Origin of the sequence: Parabacteroides sp. PF5-6 (assembly GCF_029504695.1) — a bacterium.
Lineage (GTDB): Bacteria > Bacteroidota > Bacteroidia > Bacteroidales > Tannerellaceae > QVMG01.
Window position 1 is genome coordinate 44,151 of sequence record NZ_JAQFIN010000002.1, and the last position, 19,171, is coordinate 63,321.

At 51.1% G+C, this 19,171-nt stretch carries 14 protein-coding genes and 1 tRNA gene; 7 read left to right on the forward strand and 8 right to left on the reverse strand.

From position 1 onward, the window contains the following. Positions 1-5 precede the first annotated feature (5 nt). Complete coding sequence (gene rsgA / locus M2133_RS02270) at positions 6-938, forward strand: ribosome small subunit-dependent GTPase A (RefSeq protein WP_277464346.1); 933 nt, start codon at positions 6-8, stop codon at positions 936-938. A 33-nt stretch (positions 939-971) separates the two neighbouring features. Beyond that, complete coding sequence (locus M2133_RS02275) at positions 972-2,498, forward strand: hypothetical protein (RefSeq protein ID WP_277464347.1); 1,527 nt, start codon at positions 972-974, stop codon at positions 2,496-2,498. A 46-nt stretch (positions 2,499-2,544) separates the two neighbouring features. Here the strand turns inward: M2133_RS02275 and M2133_RS02280 are convergent, their stop codons facing one another. The 4 genes from M2133_RS02280 to M2133_RS02295 all read right to left on the reverse strand — a co-directional run bounded on the left by M2133_RS02280 (position 2,545) and on the right by M2133_RS02295 (position 9,462). After that, a complete protein-coding gene (locus tag M2133_RS02280) occupies positions 2,545-3,444 on the reverse strand; it encodes an AraC family transcriptional regulator (RefSeq protein ID WP_277464348.1) in 900 nt (299 codons plus the stop codon). 35 nt (positions 3,445-3,479) lie between these two features. Then, the gene (locus M2133_RS02285; RefSeq protein ID WP_277464349.1) at positions 3,480-4,889 is read right to left on the reverse strand and encodes an efflux transporter outer membrane subunit; all 1,410 of its coding nucleotides are present in this window, start codon (positions 4,887-4,889) and stop codon (positions 3,480-3,482) included. Between the two features lie 10 nt (positions 4,890-4,899). Further along, positions 4,900-8,034: an efflux RND transporter permease subunit gene (locus tag M2133_RS02290; RefSeq protein ID WP_277464350.1), complete on the reverse strand. Its 3,135-nt coding sequence runs from the start codon at positions 8,032-8,034 to the stop codon at positions 4,900-4,902. 288 nt (positions 8,035-8,322) lie between these two features. Continuing rightward, complete coding sequence (locus tag M2133_RS02295) at positions 8,323-9,462, reverse strand: efflux RND transporter periplasmic adaptor subunit (RefSeq protein ID WP_277464351.1); 1,140 nt, start codon at positions 9,460-9,462, stop codon at positions 8,323-8,325. Positions 9,463-9,896: 434 nt separating this feature from the next. Here M2133_RS02295 and M2133_RS02300 point away from each other — a divergent pair, with 434 nt between their 5' ends. Both M2133_RS02300 and M2133_RS02305 read left to right on the forward strand, forming a co-directional pair. After that, positions 9,897-11,024 (forward strand): histidine kinase, encoded by a 1,128-nt coding sequence (locus M2133_RS02300; RefSeq protein WP_277464352.1) that lies wholly within the window; start codon positions 9,897-9,899, stop codon positions 11,022-11,024. Beyond that, entirely contained in the window at positions 10,993-11,724 is a 732-nt protein-coding gene (locus M2133_RS02305; protein WP_277464353.1) for a LytTR family DNA-binding domain-containing protein, read from the forward strand. The genes M2133_RS02300 and M2133_RS02305 overlap by 32 nt, the downstream gene beginning before the upstream one ends. 211 nt (positions 11,725-11,935) lie before the next feature. Here M2133_RS02305 and M2133_RS02310 read toward each other — a convergent pair whose 3' ends face one another. From M2133_RS02310 to M2133_RS02325, 4 genes are all read right to left on the reverse strand, one after another. Beyond that, positions 11,936-12,892 carry a calcium/sodium antiporter gene (locus tag M2133_RS02310; RefSeq protein WP_277464354.1) on the reverse strand — a complete coding sequence of 319 codons (957 nt, stop codon included), beginning with the start codon at positions 12,890-12,892 and terminating at the stop codon, positions 11,936-11,938. A gap of 3 nt (positions 12,893-12,895) precedes the next feature. Beyond that, positions 12,896-13,279, reverse strand: a complete 384-nt coding sequence (locus M2133_RS02315) for a DUF3127 domain-containing protein (RefSeq protein WP_277464355.1) — start codon at positions 13,277-13,279, stop codon at positions 12,896-12,898. Between the two features lie 124 nt (positions 13,280-13,403). After that, on the reverse strand, positions 13,404-13,778 hold the full coding sequence (locus M2133_RS02320; RefSeq protein ID WP_277464356.1) for a MerR family transcriptional regulator: 375 nt from the start codon (positions 13,776-13,778) through the stop codon (positions 13,404-13,406). Positions 13,779-13,792: 14 nt separating this feature from the next. Further along, the gene (locus M2133_RS02325; RefSeq protein ID WP_277464357.1) at positions 13,793-14,776 is read right to left on the reverse strand and encodes a M23 family metallopeptidase; all 984 of its coding nucleotides are present in this window, start codon (positions 14,774-14,776) and stop codon (positions 13,793-13,795) included. A gap of 93 nt (positions 14,777-14,869) precedes the next feature. On the opposite strand from M2133_RS02325, the gene alaS reads away from it, so the two are divergent. From alaS to M2133_RS02340, 3 genes are all read left to right on the forward strand, one after another. Next, on the forward strand, positions 14,870-17,494 hold the full coding sequence (gene alaS, locus M2133_RS02330) for an alanine--tRNA ligase (RefSeq protein WP_277464358.1): 2,625 nt from the start codon (positions 14,870-14,872) through the stop codon (positions 17,492-17,494). Positions 17,495-17,498: 4 nt separating this feature from the next. Continuing rightward, on the forward strand, positions 17,499-18,740 hold the full coding sequence (locus M2133_RS02335) for an iron-containing alcohol dehydrogenase (RefSeq protein ID WP_277464359.1): 1,242 nt from the start codon (positions 17,499-17,501) through the stop codon (positions 18,738-18,740). Between the two features lie 33 nt (positions 18,741-18,773). Next, positions 18,774-18,847: transfer RNA gene (locus M2133_RS02340), tRNA-Pro, on the forward strand. The last annotated feature ends 324 nt before the right edge of the window (positions 18,848-19,171 follow it).

Below are 19,171 nucleotides of genomic sequence, written 5' to 3' on the forward strand. Positions count from 1 at the left end.
TGTTTATGAAAGGCTTAGTCATAAAGAACACCGGCAGCTGGTATACCGTACGGACAGACGATGGGCGGGATATCGAAAGTAAGATTAAAGGCAATTTTCGGTTGAAAGAGATACGCAGCACCAACCCCATTACCGTTGGCGACCGCGTAGCTATCGATATCAATAATGAAGGCACCGCTTTTATTACGGAGATCGAAGACCGGAAGAATTATATTGTCCGCCGGGCATCCAACCTCTCCAAACAATTTCATATTATCGCAGCGAATCTCGACCAGGCGATGTTGATTGCAACCATCAACTATCCGATCACAACGACCATCTTTATGGATCGTTTCCTGGCTACCGCAGAAGCCTATAATGTGCCGGTAAAAATTATTTTCAATAAGATCGACCGGTATAAAGGAGAAGACCTGGAGCGCCTGGAAGAACTTACCCGGCTTTATACGTCCATCGGCTATCCCTGTTTTAATCTTTGCGCCAAAACCGAAGAAGGGCTGGATACGATCAGAGCCGAACTGAAAGACAAGATAACGCTATTGTCGGGACACTCCGGTGTAGGAAAATCCACAATCATCAATAAACTTGTTCCCGGGGTCAACCTGAAGACCGGTGGTATTTCCGAATATCACAACAAAGGGATGCATACCACTACGTTCTCTGAGATGATCGATCTTCCGGAAGGCGGATATCTTATCGACACCCCGGGCATCAAAGGTTTCGGTACGTTCGATATGGAAGATGCCGAGATCTCCCATTATTTCCCCGAGATCTTCAAGGAAGCCGAGAACTGCCGTTTTGGCAATTGCTCCCATCGTCACGAACCCGGATGCGTTGTATTGCAAGCGATCCAAGAAGGCACGATCAGCGAATCACGCTACAAAAGTTACCTGAGCATTCTCTCTGATAAAGAAGAAAGCAAATACCGGGAAGAGTATTGATTTCCCACATTCACCGACAAACAAAACACACAAATGAAGACCTTATTGAAACGTATCGTATACGTATGGATAGCCATATCCGCTTACAGCTTATTCTCCTGCCAGGAAAATGATGGCCCTGAAGTTATTGTTGACAATAGTCGCTCCGGGATGACCTATCTGAAAGAACACGGATTTGTGATCGGCATACCGGAAGGATTGAATACCGCCGACCCTTCGTTCGAAACCATTATCCGCCAGCTCAAACACCTCTCGCAAGCACTTCCTGCCAAAGGATTATCAAAAATATCGAACGATACGATCTGGATTCTCGACAAAAAAGGGACGAACGGATATGTACCGGCAAACGAGAAAACAAATCCCCATGCCGGCAGTGTCGTTATTGGCGATAAAGATAAACATGTGTTCCAGAAAGACAGCTTATTGCTTTGGGTCTATCTATCCGAATTGGTCTACGAGAAATATCTGTCTGCCGAAGAAAAAAACCGGCTTCAGGCGCTTCACGATAAGGTAAAAACCAGCAAATACAACGCGGTATATTATTTCGACGGGACTAAATTGCTTAAAAACAAAGTCACCAATGCCCCTGCGACAAAAAGCCCGGAGCGTTATCTGGGAGAGATCGCGAAATCCTGTTATGCGCAAAACAATTATTATCCGTTTGTTTATGAAGAGCTCGAGCGTTTCGACCCGGAAGGATTGGCTTTCGTCGAAGCGCTGTTTGGCGAAAAAACCGTAACGCCTCATCCTGACGGCATCACGCTTCCTCCTGCGGGTTATACCCAGTGGGTCGATATCGTAAACGGCTTTGCTTACACCCAAGAGATCCCGGTCGATCTGTGGTATAGCAAATACCTTTTAGCCCGGACGCCGGGTTCCTCCCCGGATATTGCGATCGTTGCCTCCCGCTTTGTTTCCGATTCGGCGATGCTGCAATGCCGGTATATTGTCGAAACAATGGTGAAAGAGCTGCCTCCTTTCGCGTTGCAATGGATGGCCGATAACCACTTCCGCATAGGAATTATCGGAGCCGAAGAAGAGGTTACGGACTTGCCCGAAAACCGGGCGATGCCCCTCTGGTGGCCGGATACCAATTGGGATGAAAGAGGACGAGGCTACGGCGCCACCCCCTACCTGCCTTTGATGACCTGCGGAGAAGAGAATATCGTCTATACGCCGCAATCCCCTTTCTACTACCGCTATGCCCAGGAAAGCATCATGGTACATGAATTTGCACACAATATCGATCAAGGCTTGCGCGAAAGCAACGCGTACGACCCTTCCGGCAATGCATTCGAAACCGCCCTGTTTGCCGCCTACGCCAACGCCCGCCAGACCGGATTATGGGCCGGCACCTACGCGATGGAAAACGCCGCCGAATATTGGGCAGAAGGCGTACAAGCCTGGTTCAACACCTGCCGGATCGAAGTCGCGGGTCCTAAGCGTTTCACCATGAAATACCGCACCCAACTACAAGAATACGACCCAACCCTATACGCCCTGATCGAAAAATACATGCCCAACGAAACACTCACAGGCTATCACTTCGATTTTGAATAAGAACTATAATTTCGTATAGAAGAACAAAGGAATAAATACTCCCGCATTACGAAATCCTTTTATATACCAGTGGCGACATGCCGATGCTTTTTTTGAAGAACTTGCCGAAGGTGGATTGGTCGGAGAAGTTCAAGGTATAGGCTACGTCCTGGATGCTGGAATAGGGGGACTTCAGGAGCTTCTTTGCTTCCATGATCAGGGCTTCGTTGATCCATTTGCTGCCGCTTTTGCCGGTCTGTTCTTTCAGGATGGCGGAGAGGTACTGGGCGGTGATGAAGAGCTGATCGGCATAGTAGGCAAGTGTATGTTGTTGCTTACCGTGTTTGGCCAGGAGTTTGAGGAAGCGGTCGACCACCTCCTCTTTGCGCGTAAGGACGGGATGGATCATCGTGTCATTTCTGCGCATCAGGACGTTCTGCACCTCGAGAATCAGGCCCGTCGTCGCGTTGTAGACGAGCTCTTTATGGTAGAGGTGCGAACGGTTCCGGATCTTCTCCTGCAACACCGTCAAGGCATTAGCCAGGTTCGCTTCGTCTTCCGGTTCCACCCGGATAACGGGGTTTCTCTTCATCGTGAGATAATTATAGAAACCTTTATTCTCAAATCCTACTTCGTTTTGAAAGGCCGGATCCAGGATCAACAGGCGGGCATTGAAGTCGTCGCTCATATCAGTAAACTGAAAGTCATGATTGGGCATAATGAAAGTCAACTTACCGGGAGCAATCGTATGGGTTTTATAGTCCATCGTAAACTCCGCCTGCCCGCATTGCACCAGGATCAGGACGAAAGCATTGGAGTCGACCGCCAAAGCGCGCAGGAGTTCATCCCAGTGGCTCCGCGCGTTGGAGATATCGGCATGAAGGATGGAAATCATATCCTGAAAGCTATCGGTCAGGATCGTGTTTTCGGTATTCGAAAATGTCTTTAAGGTTACTATTGCATTCATCACTTTCATTTTTTAGTTGTTGTTATTCAATTTGTTTACTCCGCTCCGCCACCCAAGGCTTTGTAGAGGTTGACGGTGCATTGCAGCTGCTCCAGCCGGTCGTTGACCTGGCTGAGCTGCGCGGACAAGAGGTTCTGCTCGGCATTCAATACTTCGGTATAGTTTGCCACGCCGGCTTTCAAGAGTTCCTGCGTGAAACTGACGGAGTTGCGGCTGGCGGCGATTTGCTTCTGCCGCGTTTCGTTCTTTTTTAGCGACGACTCAAAGGCATAGAGGATGTCGGTTACTTCCTGCCCGGCTTCCAACACGGTCTGTTCGAAGGTCAATAGCGCTTCCTGTTGCTGTGCCTTGGCGATCTTCAGGTTGCCGGTGAGTTGTTTCTTGGCAAACAGCGGCTGGGTGAGCCCGCCGATGATGCTGGCAAAGAGGTTCTCGGGTTTAAAGAAGTTTGACAAGGTGTTTGCTGTGGCATAACCGAGCGTACCCGTACTGAGTGTGATCGAAGGGTAGAAGCTGGCCTGTGCCGCGTTGGTCAGTTCGAAAGCCGAGCGGAAAGCCAATTCCGCCTGCCTGACGTCGGGACGCCGGGCGAGTATCTGCGCCGGAACGCCATAGGCCAGTTCTTCGGGATACGGCTGGTCGTACAGGTTGCGGCGGCTGATGGTTCCCGGTTTACGCCCGAGCAAGGTAGAGATCGCGTTCTCCAGTTGCCGGATCTGGCTTTCCAGGTCGGGGATGCTGGTCACTGTACTGTAGAGCAACGCTTTGCTCTGTTCCACGGCGGCACCGTTCTGCAGGCCGGCGTTCTTGAGGTCTTCCATCGTCTGCACGTTCTCTTCCATCAGTTTGGCGCTTTCGACGGTGATTTGTAACTTCTCGTCTAACGCCAATAGCGAATAATACGACGTGGCGATATTGGCGATCAATGAGGTCTGTATCAGGTTCTTATACGCATGGCTGTTGAGGAACTGCGCGTACTTCGCCTTCGACTGCCGGTTGAGCTTGCCCCAGAGATCCACTTCCCACGAAGCGGATACGCCCAAACTGTAACTCGTCGAGTGATAGCCCAATACATCCTTGCCCCCTTCGCCGTTGCTGTTGCGCGAATGATTCACCTGGCCTACCAATGCCACATCCGGGAAATAGGCCGCCCGGGCGATGCCCAGGCTGGCCTCTGCCTGCTGAATACGGGTATAGGCGATCTGCAGGTTGTAATTGTTTGTAATCCCTTCTTCGATCAACGCGACCAGTTGCGGATCGGAGAAATACGTCCGCCAGGGGATATCGGCGATGGTCGTTGTATCCGCCGTATGGACCTCCCGGTACAGATTTTCCGTGTCTACCTCAGGGGTTTTATATTGATTCACCACCTGGCAGGAGGACAGCCCCATCAGGGCAATCAGCCCTAATAGAACCATTCCTTTTGTATATCTAAAATTCTTCATATTCTAACTTCTAACTTCCAACTTCTTTCTTTTTACTAAACCTTTCCTGTATCGCCTGGAACATGATGTAGAGGGAAGGAATAACCACCACCCCGATCAGTGTCCCGATCAACATCCCACCGATGGCGCTGATCCCGATCGAACGGTTACCGATCGCTCCGGCGCCTGTGGCAAGGGCCAACGGAACCAATCCGAAGATAAAGGCAAACGAGGTCATCAGAATCGGACGGAAACGGGCGACGGCGCCGTTCACCGCAGCTTCCACAATGCTCATGCCTTGTTGGCGCCGCTGAATCGCATACTCTACGATCAGAATCGCGTTCTTTGCCAACAGTCCGATCAACATGATCAGGGAGATCTGCACGTAGATATTATTCGTAATCCCCTGGTTCAAGCCGAATGCCGCCAGGAAGATAAACACACCCGCCAGCCCGACGGGCAGGGAGAAGATCACCGCCAACGGCAGGATATAACTCTCGTACAAAGCGGCGAGCAAGAGGTAGACGAAGATCAGGCAAAGCCCGAAGATCAATACCGTTTGGCTGCTACTTTCGGATTCCTCGCGCGTCATGCCTGAGAACTCGTAACTGTAGCCCTGCGGCAGCGTCTCGGCTTTCACCTCTTCGATGGCTTTGATCACGTCGCCGGAGCTGTATTGTCCGTAGAAGTTCGGGATGATCGTCAGTTCCATAGACGAGTAGAGGTTGAAACGCGTACGGGTCTCCGGCCCGGTCATATCGGTGATCGTCACAAACTCTGTGATCGGCGCCATCTCTCCATTGGCCGTCTTGACAAACATACCATCCAGATCGGCCTCTTTCGAGCGGTACTCGGGCGAGGCCTGCACCATGACCCGGAACTGCTTGCCGTAGAGGTTGAAGTTCGAGATATACTGGCTACCGATATAGGCTTGCAGCGTGCCCATCACATCGTTCAATGTCAATCCGGCTTCTTTGATCTTCGCCATATTCGCTTCGATCTGCTTCTGCGGGAAGTTGGGGTTGAAGGTGGTCATGGCCATCATCACCTCGTCGCGTTCGTTCATCTTAGCCAGGAAGTCGTTCGTAATGTCGTAGAACTTATAGATATCTCCGCCGGTACGGTCCTGCAGGTTGACCGACACTCCGCTATTTAAGCCGAATCCCTGAATGGTCGGAGTTCCGAAGAACATAAAGGTGGCGTTGTTGATCGATTTGGTTTTCTCTGTCATGATGGCGGCCACTTCACTGGCGGTGATCTTGCGGTCGTCCCAATGATCCATCTTGATAATCATGGAACCATACGAACTACCCATCCCGCTCATAAAGCTTATCCCATTTATACTCCCTAAATTCTTCACTTCCGGAATCTCATTGGCCATCTCAACGACGGCACGTATCACCGAGTCGGTCCGTTCCATCGAGGAACCCGGCGCCAGGGTGATCATACCCATTACGCCCCCACTGTCTTCCTGCGGAACGAACCCGGTAGGCAGTACCTTCATCAGGCCGAACAGGATAATGGAGCTGACTACGATAATCGCCACCGTGATCCAGCGGTGTCCTTTCTTACCGAGGAAAATCAGCGAGCTCCGGTATTTTGATGTTGCTGCGCCAAAGCCGGCATTGAAATAATAGAAGAAGCGCTGGAGGAAGTTCTTCTTTGCATATTCGCCCGTATGCGGTTTGAGGAACAAGGCACAGAGCGCGGGGCTCAACGTCAACGCATTGATTGCCGAGATACCGATTGCTACCGCCAGCGTTAAGCCGAACTGCTGGTAGAAGATACCCGTCGTACCGCCGATAAAACTAACGGGGATAAAGACGGAAGCCATAACCAACGTGATGGAGACGATTGCCGGAGCGATCTCTTTCATCGCTTTGATCGCTGCTTCCCGCGGATCTTTCGTGCCACTCTCCATCTCGGCGTGCACCGCCTCGACCACCACAATGGCATCGTCGACCACAATACCAATCGCCAACACCAATGCGAAAAGAGTAAGGATATTAATCGAAAAGCCCATTACCCAAAGGAAGAAGAAGGTTCCGACGATAGCCACCGGCACGGCAATGGCGGGGATCAATGTCGAGCGGAAGTTCTGCAGGAAGATAAACACCACCAGGAACACCAGGAGGAAGGCTTCGATCAGGGTAGAAACTACCTTATTGATCGAGGCGTTCAGGAAATCACTCACGTCCATCAGGTAGGTGAACTTCAAACCCGGAGGAAGATCCTCAGCCGCTTTGTCCAATTCAGCTTTAACACTACTAAGCACTTCCTGTGCATTGGAACCCGCGGTCTGCGTGATCGCCATCATGATAGACGCTTTCCCATCGGTCGTTGTTGATACGCTGTACATCAAAGAGCCCAACTCGACATCGGCAATATCGCTCAGGCGAACGATCTTCCCGTCCTGCGAGCGCACGATAATATTCTCGAACTCTTCCGTCGAAGAGAGCCGTCCGGTATACTTCAAGGTATATTGAAAAGCCTGGTTGCTGTTCTCGCCCAACTGGCCGGGAGCCGCTTCGATGTTCTGATCCCGCAGGGCGGCAATGACCTCGCCCGTCGAGATCTTATACGATGCCATCACGTCGGGCTTCAGCCATACGCGCATCGAATAGTCGTTTGCACCATACACCTGGGCATTCCCCACGCCATAGACACGCTTGATCTGAGGAATAATATTGATATTGGCGTAGTTCTGCAGGAACTTGGAGTCGTAGTCCGGGTTTTCAGAGACGAAAGACATCATCAGGATGTTACTCGTCTGCTGCTTACGTACGGTAACCCCAGCCTGAGTTACTTCGGCGGGCAAGAGGGAGGAGGCCTGGTTGACCAGGTTCTGCACGTTCACTGTCGCCATATCGGGATCGATTCCCTGCTTGAAATAGACGGTGATATTTGCTGAACCGGTCTCGGCGGAGGAAGTCATGTAGGTCATCCCTTCCACCCCGTTGATCGCTTCTTCCAGCGGGATGATCACACTGTTCATCATCACGTCGGCATTGGCACCGTTATACGAAGCCTCCACCTGCACCGTGGGCGGTGCGATATCCGGATATTGTTCCACCGGCAACATATACAAGCCAATGATTCCCAAGACGACAATAATTATCGAGATCACCGTCGAGAGCACGGGGCGATCTATAAATGTTTTAAGCATAATTTGTTTGTTTTCTATAGAATAAATAGTAAGTGAACTATCTTGTGTCTTTGTCTGACTCAAAGGTATCAAAGTGTCCTCGCCTGGTCCAAAAGTTTCCTAAAGCTCTCCTCCTTTGAAAAGGAGGAGTACGGCGAGGTACGAGCCGGGAGGTGGTTAGATGCCTTAAATATTTGTGGATAAAGAGTCTAACCACCTCCCCCTCTCTTCGTTCGGGTACTCCTCCTTTTCAAAGGAGGAGAGCCTTAGGAAGCGTTTTAGGTCAGCCCCAGCTTTAGATCGTATTATTTAATTAACCGAAGCAGTTAGTTCTTTCTTGGCGGCGATTTTCATGCCGTTGCGCAGGGTGGCAACGCCATCGGAGACGATCTTGTCGCCATCCGACAGCCCGTGGGTCACGGCATAGTCCAAACCATTCGGCATCGTTTGCACCGAGATGATATGTTGGCGCACCGAGTCACCCTCCATCTTGTAGACCAAGACTTTGTCCTGCTGACTGAAGGTTGCCTTCTGCGGAATCACATAGACATCACTCAGCGTATTGGGGATCACCACCTTGCCGCTCGTGCCGCTACGCAATTTGCCCGAAGGGTTGGCAAACTCGGCACGGAAGTTCGCGGAGCCTGTCGTGATGTCCACCGTTCCGGTAATCGTTTCAATCCGTCCGTATGCTTCGTAGGTCGAGCCATCAGACAGGATCAACGCGACCGGCGGCATATTCTTGATCTTTTCCGACTGTGTGGCGCCTTCCACGCCTTCCATAAAGTCCATTAGTTTGCGCTCGTTCAAGGAGAAGTACGCATAGACGTTTCCCGTATTGGCGATGCTCGTCAAGGTATTGGCGCTGTTCACCAAGCTACCCTTGCGGTAAGGGATAGAACCCACCACACCGTCGACCGGGCTGCTTACTGTCGTCCAGCTCATCATCGCTTCCGCGTTTTTCAACGTCGCTTCGGCCTGTTCGAGCGTAGCCAATGCCGTTTGGTAGGCGTTCTCGTAGGTTTGCAACTGTACCTCGCTGACAATACCTTTCTCAGCCAGCGGACGGTAGCGCTCGACATCGACCTTGGCGGTATTCACCCGAGCCTTCTCACTGTTTACCGCGGCACGCGCCGAGGTCAACGACTGTTCCGACGACGGCGAGTTGATACGGAACAAGGCTTGCCCGCTTCGCACCACCGATCCTTCATCCACATAGATCGCTTCGATATATCCGTCCACCCGCGGTTTGATTTCTATATCTTCCTGCCCACGGATCGTGGCCGGATAAACGGATTGCAGGTTGGCCTCCTGCTTGTTCATCACCATCACAGGGTATTCCTGCACGGTAGCCTGATGGGCTGCGGAGGAACCATTATTGCCTCCGCAGGAAACCATCATCATCATCAATACTGTCACTCCAATTGTAAATTTAATTAGATCCTTCATCTTTCACCTTTTATTCAATTAATACTATACCTATATCCTTACAGACAATTTAAAACCCTTTATATTTTAAGCCTAAAGCTCTTTTCTTCGTATCCGCAGGCAAAAGTCCATAAGAATTCCGACCCGGAAAAATAAATTCAACACAGGCACAGACTATCTAAATCAAAGCCTCCAGTGGTTCAATAATGCCATTCGTTGAAGAAGAAATACGCGAAACAGCCGGTCGTTGAAGATTTGCAGCATTTGTTTGAAAAGATCACGCAATTGATTGAAATCATAGCTTGCGTATACGGATAATGCTTACCTTTAATTCGTTTTATAGCATTCGGCATACCGAATGCAGTAGTTGGTAGTTAGTAGTAAGTAGTCAGTAGATAAATTACGGCATGCCCTACTTACTACCAACTACTAACTACCAACTACGAACTACTAAAATGAATAAAGTAATTGATTATATACGTAACAAGATCGGCTACCAGGCCCTGAGCATTTGGACGCTGGTGTTTATTCTTGCTTTTCCGCACAACCTTTGGATCAGCCTGAGATTGTCGTTCGTTGTAGCTGTATTAACCTTAGTCAGCATCATGATTGTGTATTATGGGAATCAGAAGGTCTTGCTTCCCCGCATCATGATGAAAGGGCGGAAAGTCACCTATGTCTTTTCGTGTATCCTGATGCTCGGCATCATGATCAACCTGTCGGCCTACCTCGAGACGAAGGTCTACTATATGATTGTCAAGGAACCCATAGAAGATCTATTTAGAGACGGTATGCCTTTCGACGGTACGCCTTTCTATGAATACAAAGATTTCTTCTCGACCTCGAAATACATCGCTTTATTAACGATGAGCTTTGCCCTTTCCAGTCTCGTGGCTTTCGGCAAGAAAGCCAAAGAGACCACCCGCCAGAAAGAGAAGCTCTTGTCGGAACGCAAGACGCTGGAAGCCCGGGTATTGAAGTCGCAGATCAATTCGCACTTCGTGTTCAACGCGTTGAACAATATCTATTCCATGACGTACTTCAAAGACGAGTATAGCTCGGGTTATGTGTTGAAGCTGGCGCAGATGATGCGTTACCTGATGGAAGATTGCGAGACGGAGGTGACCCCGTTGGTCAAGGATATCGAATACATCAAGAACTTTATCGATTTCCAGAAACTACGTTTCGAATGCGATAAGGATATCCGCTTCACCTACCACGTGGAAGACGGTGCCGGCTTGTCTATCCCGCCGATGATCTTCCAGCCGTTGGTCGAGAACTGCTTTAAACATACCCCCTTGGAGGTCGATTGCAATAGTTTTGTGCGCATCTCGCTCGAAGCCAATGCGGAACGGCTCCTTTTCGTGGCCGAGAACAGCCAGCCGATGATCAAACACGCACCGGTCGTGAAAGATCCCGGCATCGGCATCGAGAATGTCCGCCGGCGCCTGGATATCTATTACCCGGACAACCACAAACTGGAGATCTCCAATCTGCCGGAATTGTTCCGGGTGGAATTATCCATTACCTTTATAAACAGAAAAGAATCCCATGAGCGAACTACTGAGTGTTTTAGTTGTTGACGATGAGTTTCATGCCCGCAAGCTATTGTCGGAATATGTCTCGAAACTGCCTTTCCTGACGCTCACCGGCATGGCCTCGAATGTGTTCGAAGCTATGACGCTGTTGCAAAAGGAAAAGATCGATATTATGCTGTTGGATATTCAGATGCCGGAGATCACCGGACTGGAATTCGCCCGCCGGTTGAAGAACCCGCCGGCGATTATTTTTACAACGGCTTACTCGGAATATGCCGTCGAGAGCTACGAACTGGATGTGGTGGATTACCTGTTGAAACCCATCGCTTTCCCCCGCTTCCTGCAGGCGATCAATAAGGTGACCGAACGCCGGAGCAGTCATGAAGTGCCGCAACCGGTCGTAAACGTCATCAGCCAGCCGGCAGAGAAACCCGAAGAGGACAGCCTGATCGTCAAAAGCGGCTCGAAAGTGTACCGCATCCACTACAAAGAACTACTCTTTGTCGAAGGCCAGCGGGAATATGTCACGTTTCATACCACCACCCAGCGCATCACCACGCTGATCTCGCTCCGCGAACTGGAAGAACGCCTGCCCTCGGACCGCTTTATCCGCATCCACAAATCGTATATCATCGCCCTGAACCATATCGAACTGATCGATAAGAATATTCTCCAGATCGCCGGCAAAAAACTACCCATCGGCGGCAGCTACAAAGAAGCTCTAATGCGTTTATTTAAAGATTAAAGCGGGAATAAGCTTTGCCTGCCCTTGGCAAAGCTTTGCCTTCGTCATGGCAAAAGTTTGTCACCGCCTTGGCAAAGTTTTGCCACCGGCATGGCAAAGTTTTGCCAAGGCGGTGGCAATTCATTGTCAAAAGTGAGTGGAGCAAGACGCAGGGCAGCCTGGCGGACTGGATCGCCGGGTTTGGCTACGGGCACGGTCGGGATATTACCGTTTATTGTCCCATAATGAGGTAGGCGGTATATCCCACATAACAGGCAACCAGGGCGAGGCCTTCCCAGCGGGTGATGGTTCTTTTGCGGAAAAAGAGGCCGAAGACATACAATAGGACTGCCGAAAGGATAAGTACGGAGAAGTCGACCGGGGTCAATCCCTGTATCGTCAACGGGGTGATTGTCGCGCTGCAGCCCAGGACAAAGAAGATATTGAACAGGTTGGAGCCGATCACGTTGCCGATGGCCATTTCCGGGTTTTTCTTTAAGGCAGCGACCACCGAGGTGGCCAGTTCGGGCAAAGAGGTGCCACCGGCGACCAGGGTCAATCCGATGACCGACTCCGTCACGCCCAGGCTTCGGGCGATGCCGGAAGCGCCGTCGACAAAGATCTGTCCGCCATAGACCAACGCCGCCAGGCCGCCTGCGATATAAAAGGCAGAGCGCCAGGCGGGCATCTCTTTGATGGCGGTGTCGTCGTCGTTCGCGGTTCCGCTCTTGGCGATGGAGAAGGTATAAGCCATAAAGATCAGAAAGAAACCCAATAAGAGCAAGCCTTCGCTGCGGCTGATGACATCGGCCGGTCCACTGCCCAATAGGACATCACTGGCGCAGACCGACAAGACCAGGGCGGCGAGCAGACAGAGCGGGATCTCGTGCTTCAGCGTGCCCCGGGTGATGGCGATCGGCACGATAGCCGCCGTACAGCCCACGATCATCAAGGTATTGAAGATATTACTTCCGACCACATTCCCGATAGCGATATCGGCACTGCCTTTCAGGGCGGATACCAGGCTGACGGTCAGCTCCGGAGCCGAAGTGCCGAATGCCACAATGGTAAGCCCGATCACCAGGCTTGAAATGCGAAAGCGCTTAGCGACGGCTGAAGCACCGTCGGTAAGCGCGTTAGCTCCGATCAGAATAAGGACTAAGCCTCCTATCAGGAATAAGATATCCATACGTTAGAAAGGCAGATCATCGACCGGACTGGCCGGTGGGAAGTCGGGAGCGACAGGAGCACCGGCAGGAGCAAAGTTAGCAGGCGTCACCTCACCGGCAGGAGCCGCTCCGTCGGCAGCCGGACGTTCGATGCGCCATCCGTTGATGTTCGTGTACCAACGTCCCTGATACTCGCGGCTTTCGATATCGAAATGTACCGTGATCACCTCGCCCGACTGGATCGCGGCCTGTGCGATGCGGTCGGCGCCAAACAACTGGAAGCAGACCTTCTTGGGGTATTGTTCCTGGGTTTCGATTACATACTCTTGTTTCTTCCACTCATTGCCTGTCTTGCTGACTCCACCCTGTTCGGGCAGTACGGCAATTACTCTTCCTGTTACTTCCATGTTTATTTAGTATTGTTTATTTTTAGCCTGCGAAGATAAGATTTAAATTATCAATTTTTGCTCATTCTGAGCAGAAGTTTTTCGTGACTCGGCATAATCCAAGCAAGCTTGGTTTCTGCTCTCGCTACTCAAAACTTTCCACTGAATCTGCCGGTCCGATCGCATCAAACGCTTCTTTCATCGACAAGAGCTCTTCTTTGATCTGCTTCAGGCGGTTGACGATATCTTCCTGCCGAACGGTAGTCTCTTTGTTGTCTTTCAACTTCTGACGGGCGCCGGCCAGGGTCATGCCCCGCTCTTTGACCAGGTGATAGATCAAACGTACGGCATCAATATCTTCCTGTTTGTAGAAACGGGTGCCTTTGGCCGTCTTCCGCGGGCGGATCACGTCGAACTCTTTCTCCCAAAAGCGGAGGGTCGACTCGTTCACCTCGAACATCTGCGCCACTTCACTGATGGAATAGTACAACTTCTGGTTCTTTTCTTTCTTTAAGGCCATCGTTCTTTCTTCGTTTAGTCCATTACCTGGCCATGATTATCGGCAATCTGGATCATCCGGTCGTATTCCTCGGGCGTCAGGTCCATAAAGTAGTACCGGGCGGGATTATCATACTTGCCTCTGACCATTACTTCGTAGTGCAGGTGCGGACCGGTCGACTTTCCCGTATTACCTACTTCGCCGATCACCTGACCGCGCTTCACCTTCTGCCCCACGCGGGCGCGATACTTACTCATGTGCCCATAAAGGGTTTCATAGCCGTAGCCGTGGTTGATCACCAGGCAATTGCCATAGCCTTGTTTCCAGGCGGCATAGGTCACCACGCCGTCGCCCGTGGCATAGATCTCAGTTCCTGTTTTGGCTGAGAAGTCCATGCCCGTATGGAAACGGGGCACGCGGTAGATCGGGTCGATACGCATACCGTAACCCGAAGCCGTACGGGTAAGGTCCTTATTCGAGATCGGCTGGATGGCGGGAATACATTTACTGCGCTCCTCCTGGCTCTTGCCGATCGTAATCAGCTCTTCCAACGAGTTGGATTGTACATACAACTGCTTGCGCAACATATCCATCCGGCGCGAAGTAGCCACCACCAATTCGGGATTGCTCAACTGCATCAGGTGTTCGTACCGGTTTGTACCTCCGAAGCCGGACTTGCGCACCGACTCGGGGATAGACTCCGCCTGGAAGATCGCCCGGTAAAGGTTCTCATCCCGCTGTTGCAGGTCTTCCAACACATCCAGGGCGTCGTTCAACCGGAGGGAAAGCACCTCATATTGGGTTTGCAGGAGCTTGTTCTCCTTGCGCAGTTGAGATTCCATGGGTGAGTCGATCAGATACATGATAGCCAGGAAGGTAGCCGCGCCGAAAAGCACACCGGTGCTCAGGTGGCGCAATAGACCGTACAAGCGGTCTTTATGGGTGGGGTACACCCGTTCGTAGCTGAGTGTATTGGGGTTATAGCGGTAATAAGTTTTACGCGATTTGAATAGCTTCATGAAACAAATATTAGCGAAATAGATGCAAATGTAATAATTTACAGTACTTTTGCAAATCGTTTTTGAGAATATTAACGTGAAGTGCATCATATTATGTTGACAGCTAAAGAAACCCGTGAATCATTCAAAGCCTTTTTCGCATCTAAAGGCCATCAAATTGTTCCTTCCGCACCTATGGTTATTAAAGGTGACCCCACTTTAATGTTTACAAACGCGGGAATGAACCAATTCAAAGATATTATCCTGGGCAATGTGCCTATCAAATACCCGCGTATCGCCGACTCGCAGAAATGCCTGCGTGTGAGTGGTAAACATAACGACCTGGAAGAGGTAGGGCACGACACCTATCATCATACGATGTTCGAGATGTTGGGCAACTGGTCGTTCGGCGATTACTTCAAGAAAGAAGCGATCGGCTGGGCGTGGGAATACCTGGTAGACACCCTCGGATTGGAGCCCAAACGCCTCTATGCCACCGTATTCGAAGGCAGCCCGGCGGAGAACCTCGAACGCGACGAAGAAGCCGCGGGGTATTGGGAAGAATTCCTGCCGTTGGATCATATCCTCAACGGCAACAAAAAAGATAATTTCTGGGAGATGGGCGATACAGGGCCTTGCGGTCCTTGCTCGGAAGTGCATATCGACCTGCGTACGGACGAAGAACGGGCGGCAATCCCGGGAGCGGAGCTGATAAACAAGGATCATCCGCAGGTGATCGAGATCTGGAACCTGGTGTTTATGCAATACAACCGCCTGAGCGACGGTTCACTGGTCGGTCTTCCGGCCAAGGTGATCGATACCGGTATGGGATTCGAACGTTTGTGCATGGCTATTCAAGGGAAGACGTCCAATTACGATACGGATGTGTTCCAACCGATCATCCAGACGATCGCCACCAAGACAGGCACCCGCTACGGAGAAAACAAACCACAGGATATCGCCATGCGCGTGATCGCCGACCATATCCGTACGATCGCGTTCTCGATCACCGACGGCCAACTGCCCTCGAACGCGAAGGCCGGTTATGTGATCCGCCGGATCCTGCGCCGCGCGGTGCGTTATGGGTATACGTTCCTCAACCGCCGCGAAGCGTTTCTGTACACCTTGATCCCATCGCTCATCGGCACAATGGGAGATGCTTATCCGGAACTGATCGCGCAGCAGACCCTGATCGAAAAGGTGATGAAAGAGGAAGAAGAATCTTTCCTGCGCACGCTGGAGACGGGTATCCGCCTGTTAGACAAGAAAATGGAAGAGGCAAAAGCCGCCGGCAAGACTACGGTAACCGGCGTGGATGCCTTTACTTTATACGATACCTATGGATTCCCCTTGGACCTGACTGAACTGATCCTGCGCGAGAACCAGATGGATGTCGATCTCGAAGAGTTTAACGCCGAGATGCAAAAACAGAAAGAACGGGCACGCAACGCGGCAGCGGTGGAAACCGGCGACTGGGTGATCCTCAAAGAAGGCGAAAGTCGCTTTGTCGGGTACGACCTGTTCGAATGCGAAGCGGAGATCCTGCGTTACCGCAAGGTCAAACAAAAGAATAAAGAACTCTATCAGCTCGTCTTCGATCAGACGCCTTTCTATGCGGAAAAAGGGGGGCAAGTCGGCGATTCCGGCCTGTTGATCGGGGAAGAGGAAAAGATTAACATATTAGATACGAAGAGCGAAAACAACCTCTCGGTGCATCTGGTCTCTCAATTGCCGAAAGATGTAACGGCGACTTTCACCGCTACGGTCAACAAAGAGAAACGGCTGCAATCGGAATGCAACCATACGGCAACCCACCTCTTGCACGAAGCCCTGCGCGATGTCTTAGGTACGCATGTGGAACAGAAAGGTTCGTATGTCTCTCCGGAGTCTTTACGTTTTGACTTCTCACACTTCCAGAAAGTGACCGATGAGGAGCTGCGCGAAGTGGAGAAACGGGTAAACCGGAAGATCCGTGAGAATATCTCACTGGACGAAAACCGCTGCGTGCCGATCAAAGAGGCAATGGAACTGGGAGCCATGGCATTGTTCGGCGAGAAATATGGCGATGAGGTGCGGGTGATCCGATTCGGAAGCTCGGTGGAGCTTTGCGGGGGAACACATATTCCTTCCACCGGTATGATCGGAAGTATGCGTATCGTAAGCGAAAGCTCTATCGCCGCAGGTATCCGACGCATTGAAGCAATCACGGCGGAAGGGGCCGACGATCAATACTACGCGCAACAGGATATGGTGCGTGAGGTGCGGTCGATGTTCAATAACATTCCCAATATCCTTCCGGCGATACGCAAAGCCATCGAAGAGAATTCCGGATTGCGCAAGCAGGTGGAAGACTTTATGAAGGATAAAGCTGCGATGATGAAAGAAGAACTCTTGCGCAGAGCAGTTGATCACGACGGTGTGAAGCTGGTTCGTTTCATCGGGAACGCCCATGCGGAGGTGATGAAGAATATCGCGTTCCAGATCCGTGGCGAGATCAATGTGCCTTTTATCCTGGTGGCCGGTACGTACGAAGAATCGAAATGTTCACTGATGGTGATGCTTAGCGATAGCCTGATAGCCCAAGGACTCAACGCCGCGACCTTGGTCAAAGGAGCTTCCAGCCTGATCCAGGGGGGCGGAGGCGGACAACCTCATTTCGCAACCGCCGGAGGCAAAAAGCCCGAAGGCCTGGCCGATGCCGTAGATAAGATCATTGAAGAGGCCGGATTGAAATACTAATATCATGGCACGTCAGCAAGTAGTGATCGTAAAAGACTTGAAGACCGAGCTTTCGGACTTCCTGGCCTCCCTTACGTTCAACAAACTGTTTATCCTTACGGACGAAAATACGAAAAGAGCATGCCTTCCTTTGTTGCAGGATATTCCTGCGATAAAGGAAGCGACGCTGATCACGGTTGAGGCGGGCGATACGCATAAGGATATCGAACACCTGGCGCACATCTGGATGCGCCTGTCGACCGAAGGGGCCTCACGCGACTCCCTGTTGATCAACCTCGGCGGGGGCATGATCACCGATATGGGCGGCTTTGCCGGCGCGACGTTCAAACGCGGTATCCGCACGATCAATATCCCGACCACGCTGATGGCATCCGTCGATGCCGCTGTCGGCGGGAAAACGGGGATCAACTTCAACGGCTTGAAGAACGAGATCGGTTCCTTCTACCCTCCCCTCTGCGTATTTATCGATTGCGGATTCCTGCAAACATTAGATGCGGATAACATCCTTTCCGGTTATGCCGAAATGATCAAACACGCCTTGATCAGCTCCGAAAAGGTCTTAGCCCCCCTACTGCAATTCGATCTGAACACCTTATTCTCCAACGTGCATACAGCGGAGCAACTTTCAACTCTCAACTCTCAACTTTCAACTCTCGTTTCCGAGTCCGTCGCCGTCAAAGAAAATATCGTCGAACAGGACCCTAAAGAGAAAGGAATCCGGAAAGCCTTGAACTTCGGCCACACCATCGGCCACGCCTTCGAAAGCCTTTCTTTCACCCGCCAACGCCCGATCCTGCACGGCCACGCCTCCGAAAGCCTTTCTTCCGCCCAACGCCCGATCCTGCACGGCCATGCCTCCGAAAGCCTTTCTTCCACCCAACGCCCGATCCTGCACGGCCATGCCTCCGAAAGCCTTTCTTCCGCCCAACACCCGATCCTGCACGGCCATGCCGTTGCCGCCGGAATGATCTGTGAGTTGTATCTCTCGCATAAAACCTGTGGTTTCCCCTCCGAAAAGCTCAGTCGCATCCTGTATTACATCAAAGAATACTATCCGCCCTTCGCCTACGACTGCAAAGACTACGAACGGCTGTACGAATACATGACCCACGACAAGAAAAACGAAGGCGGCATAATCAACTTCACCCTCCTGGCCAATATCGGCGACGTCCGCATCAATCAGGAAGTAAGCAAAGAGAAAATCCTCGAATCCCTCGATTTTTACCGAGAAAGCTTTGGCTTCTGACAAAAACTTTTTTACCTTTGCACTCGCAATAAGCGGGATGTAGCTCAGCCCGGTAGAGTACGCGTCTGGGGGGCGTGTGGTCGCAGGTTCAAATCCTGTCATCCCGACGGATTAAAATCAAGCACTTACGAAAGGTTTCGTAGGTGCTTTTTCTTTGGGGTTTGCCAATGGTTTACACTTTCTCTGATATTTGGGGATCACCCCGAACCGAAGGTCGCTTAGCGAAGCGTAAAGCAAAAGTTTTGGAGTCGAAATTCGAGTGGGTATTATGGCACGCAGATGACGCAGACTAAAACGCAGATTTACGCAGATAATTTATTATTAATTAAATATTTATCTGTGACCATCTGAGCTTTAGTCTGCGTCATCTGCGTGCTCTATTATCATCGAGTAGGAAGTTCTCCACAATAATACGGGGTGATCCCGAAATG

Excerpts from the sequence above, each read along its gene's own strand:
- M2133_RS02325 (WP_277464357.1), bottom strand. The coding sequence starts at position 14,776 with ATGAAGCTATTCAAATCGCGTAAAACTTATTACCGCTATAACCCCAAT.
- M2133_RS02310 (WP_277464354.1), bottom strand. The coding sequence starts at position 12,892 with ATGGATATCTTATTCCTGATAGGAGGCTTAGTCCTTATTCTGATCGGA.
- M2133_RS02300 (WP_277464352.1), top strand. The coding sequence starts at position 9,897 with ATGAATAAAGTAATTGATTATATACGTAACAAGATCGGCTACCAGGCC.
- M2133_RS02335 (WP_277464359.1), top strand. The coding sequence starts at position 17,499 with ATGGCACGTCAGCAAGTAGTGATCGTAAAAGACTTGAAGACCGAGCTT.
- alaS (WP_277464358.1), top strand. The coding sequence starts at position 14,870 with ATGTTGACAGCTAAAGAAACCCGTGAATCATTCAAAGCCTTTTTCGCA.
- M2133_RS02295 (WP_277464351.1), bottom strand. The coding sequence starts at position 9,462 with ATGAAGGATCTAATTAAATTTACAATTGGAGTGACAGTATTGATGATG.
- rsgA (WP_277464346.1), top strand. The coding sequence starts at position 6 with ATGAAAGGCTTAGTCATAAAGAACACCGGCAGCTGGTATACCGTACGG.
- M2133_RS02275 (WP_277464347.1), top strand. The coding sequence starts at position 972 with ATGAAGACCTTATTGAAACGTATCGTATACGTATGGATAGCCATATCC.
- M2133_RS02290 (WP_277464350.1), bottom strand. The coding sequence starts at position 8,034 with ATGCTTAAAACATTTATAGATCGCCCCGTGCTCTCGACGGTGATCTCG.
- M2133_RS02315 (WP_277464355.1), bottom strand. The coding sequence starts at position 13,279 with ATGGAAGTAACAGGAAGAGTAATTGCCGTACTGCCCGAACAGGGTGGA.
- M2133_RS02305 (WP_277464353.1), top strand. The coding sequence starts at position 10,993 with ATGAGCGAACTACTGAGTGTTTTAGTTGTTGACGATGAGTTTCATGCC.
- M2133_RS02280 (WP_277464348.1), bottom strand. The coding sequence starts at position 3,444 with ATGAATGCAATAGTAACCTTAAAGACATTTTCGAATACCGAAAACACG.
- M2133_RS02285 (WP_277464349.1), bottom strand. The coding sequence starts at position 4,889 with ATGAAGAATTTTAGATATACAAAAGGAATGGTTCTATTAGGGCTGATT.
- M2133_RS02320 (WP_277464356.1), bottom strand. The coding sequence starts at position 13,778 with ATGGCCTTAAAGAAAGAAAAGAACCAGAAGTTGTACTATTCCATCAGT.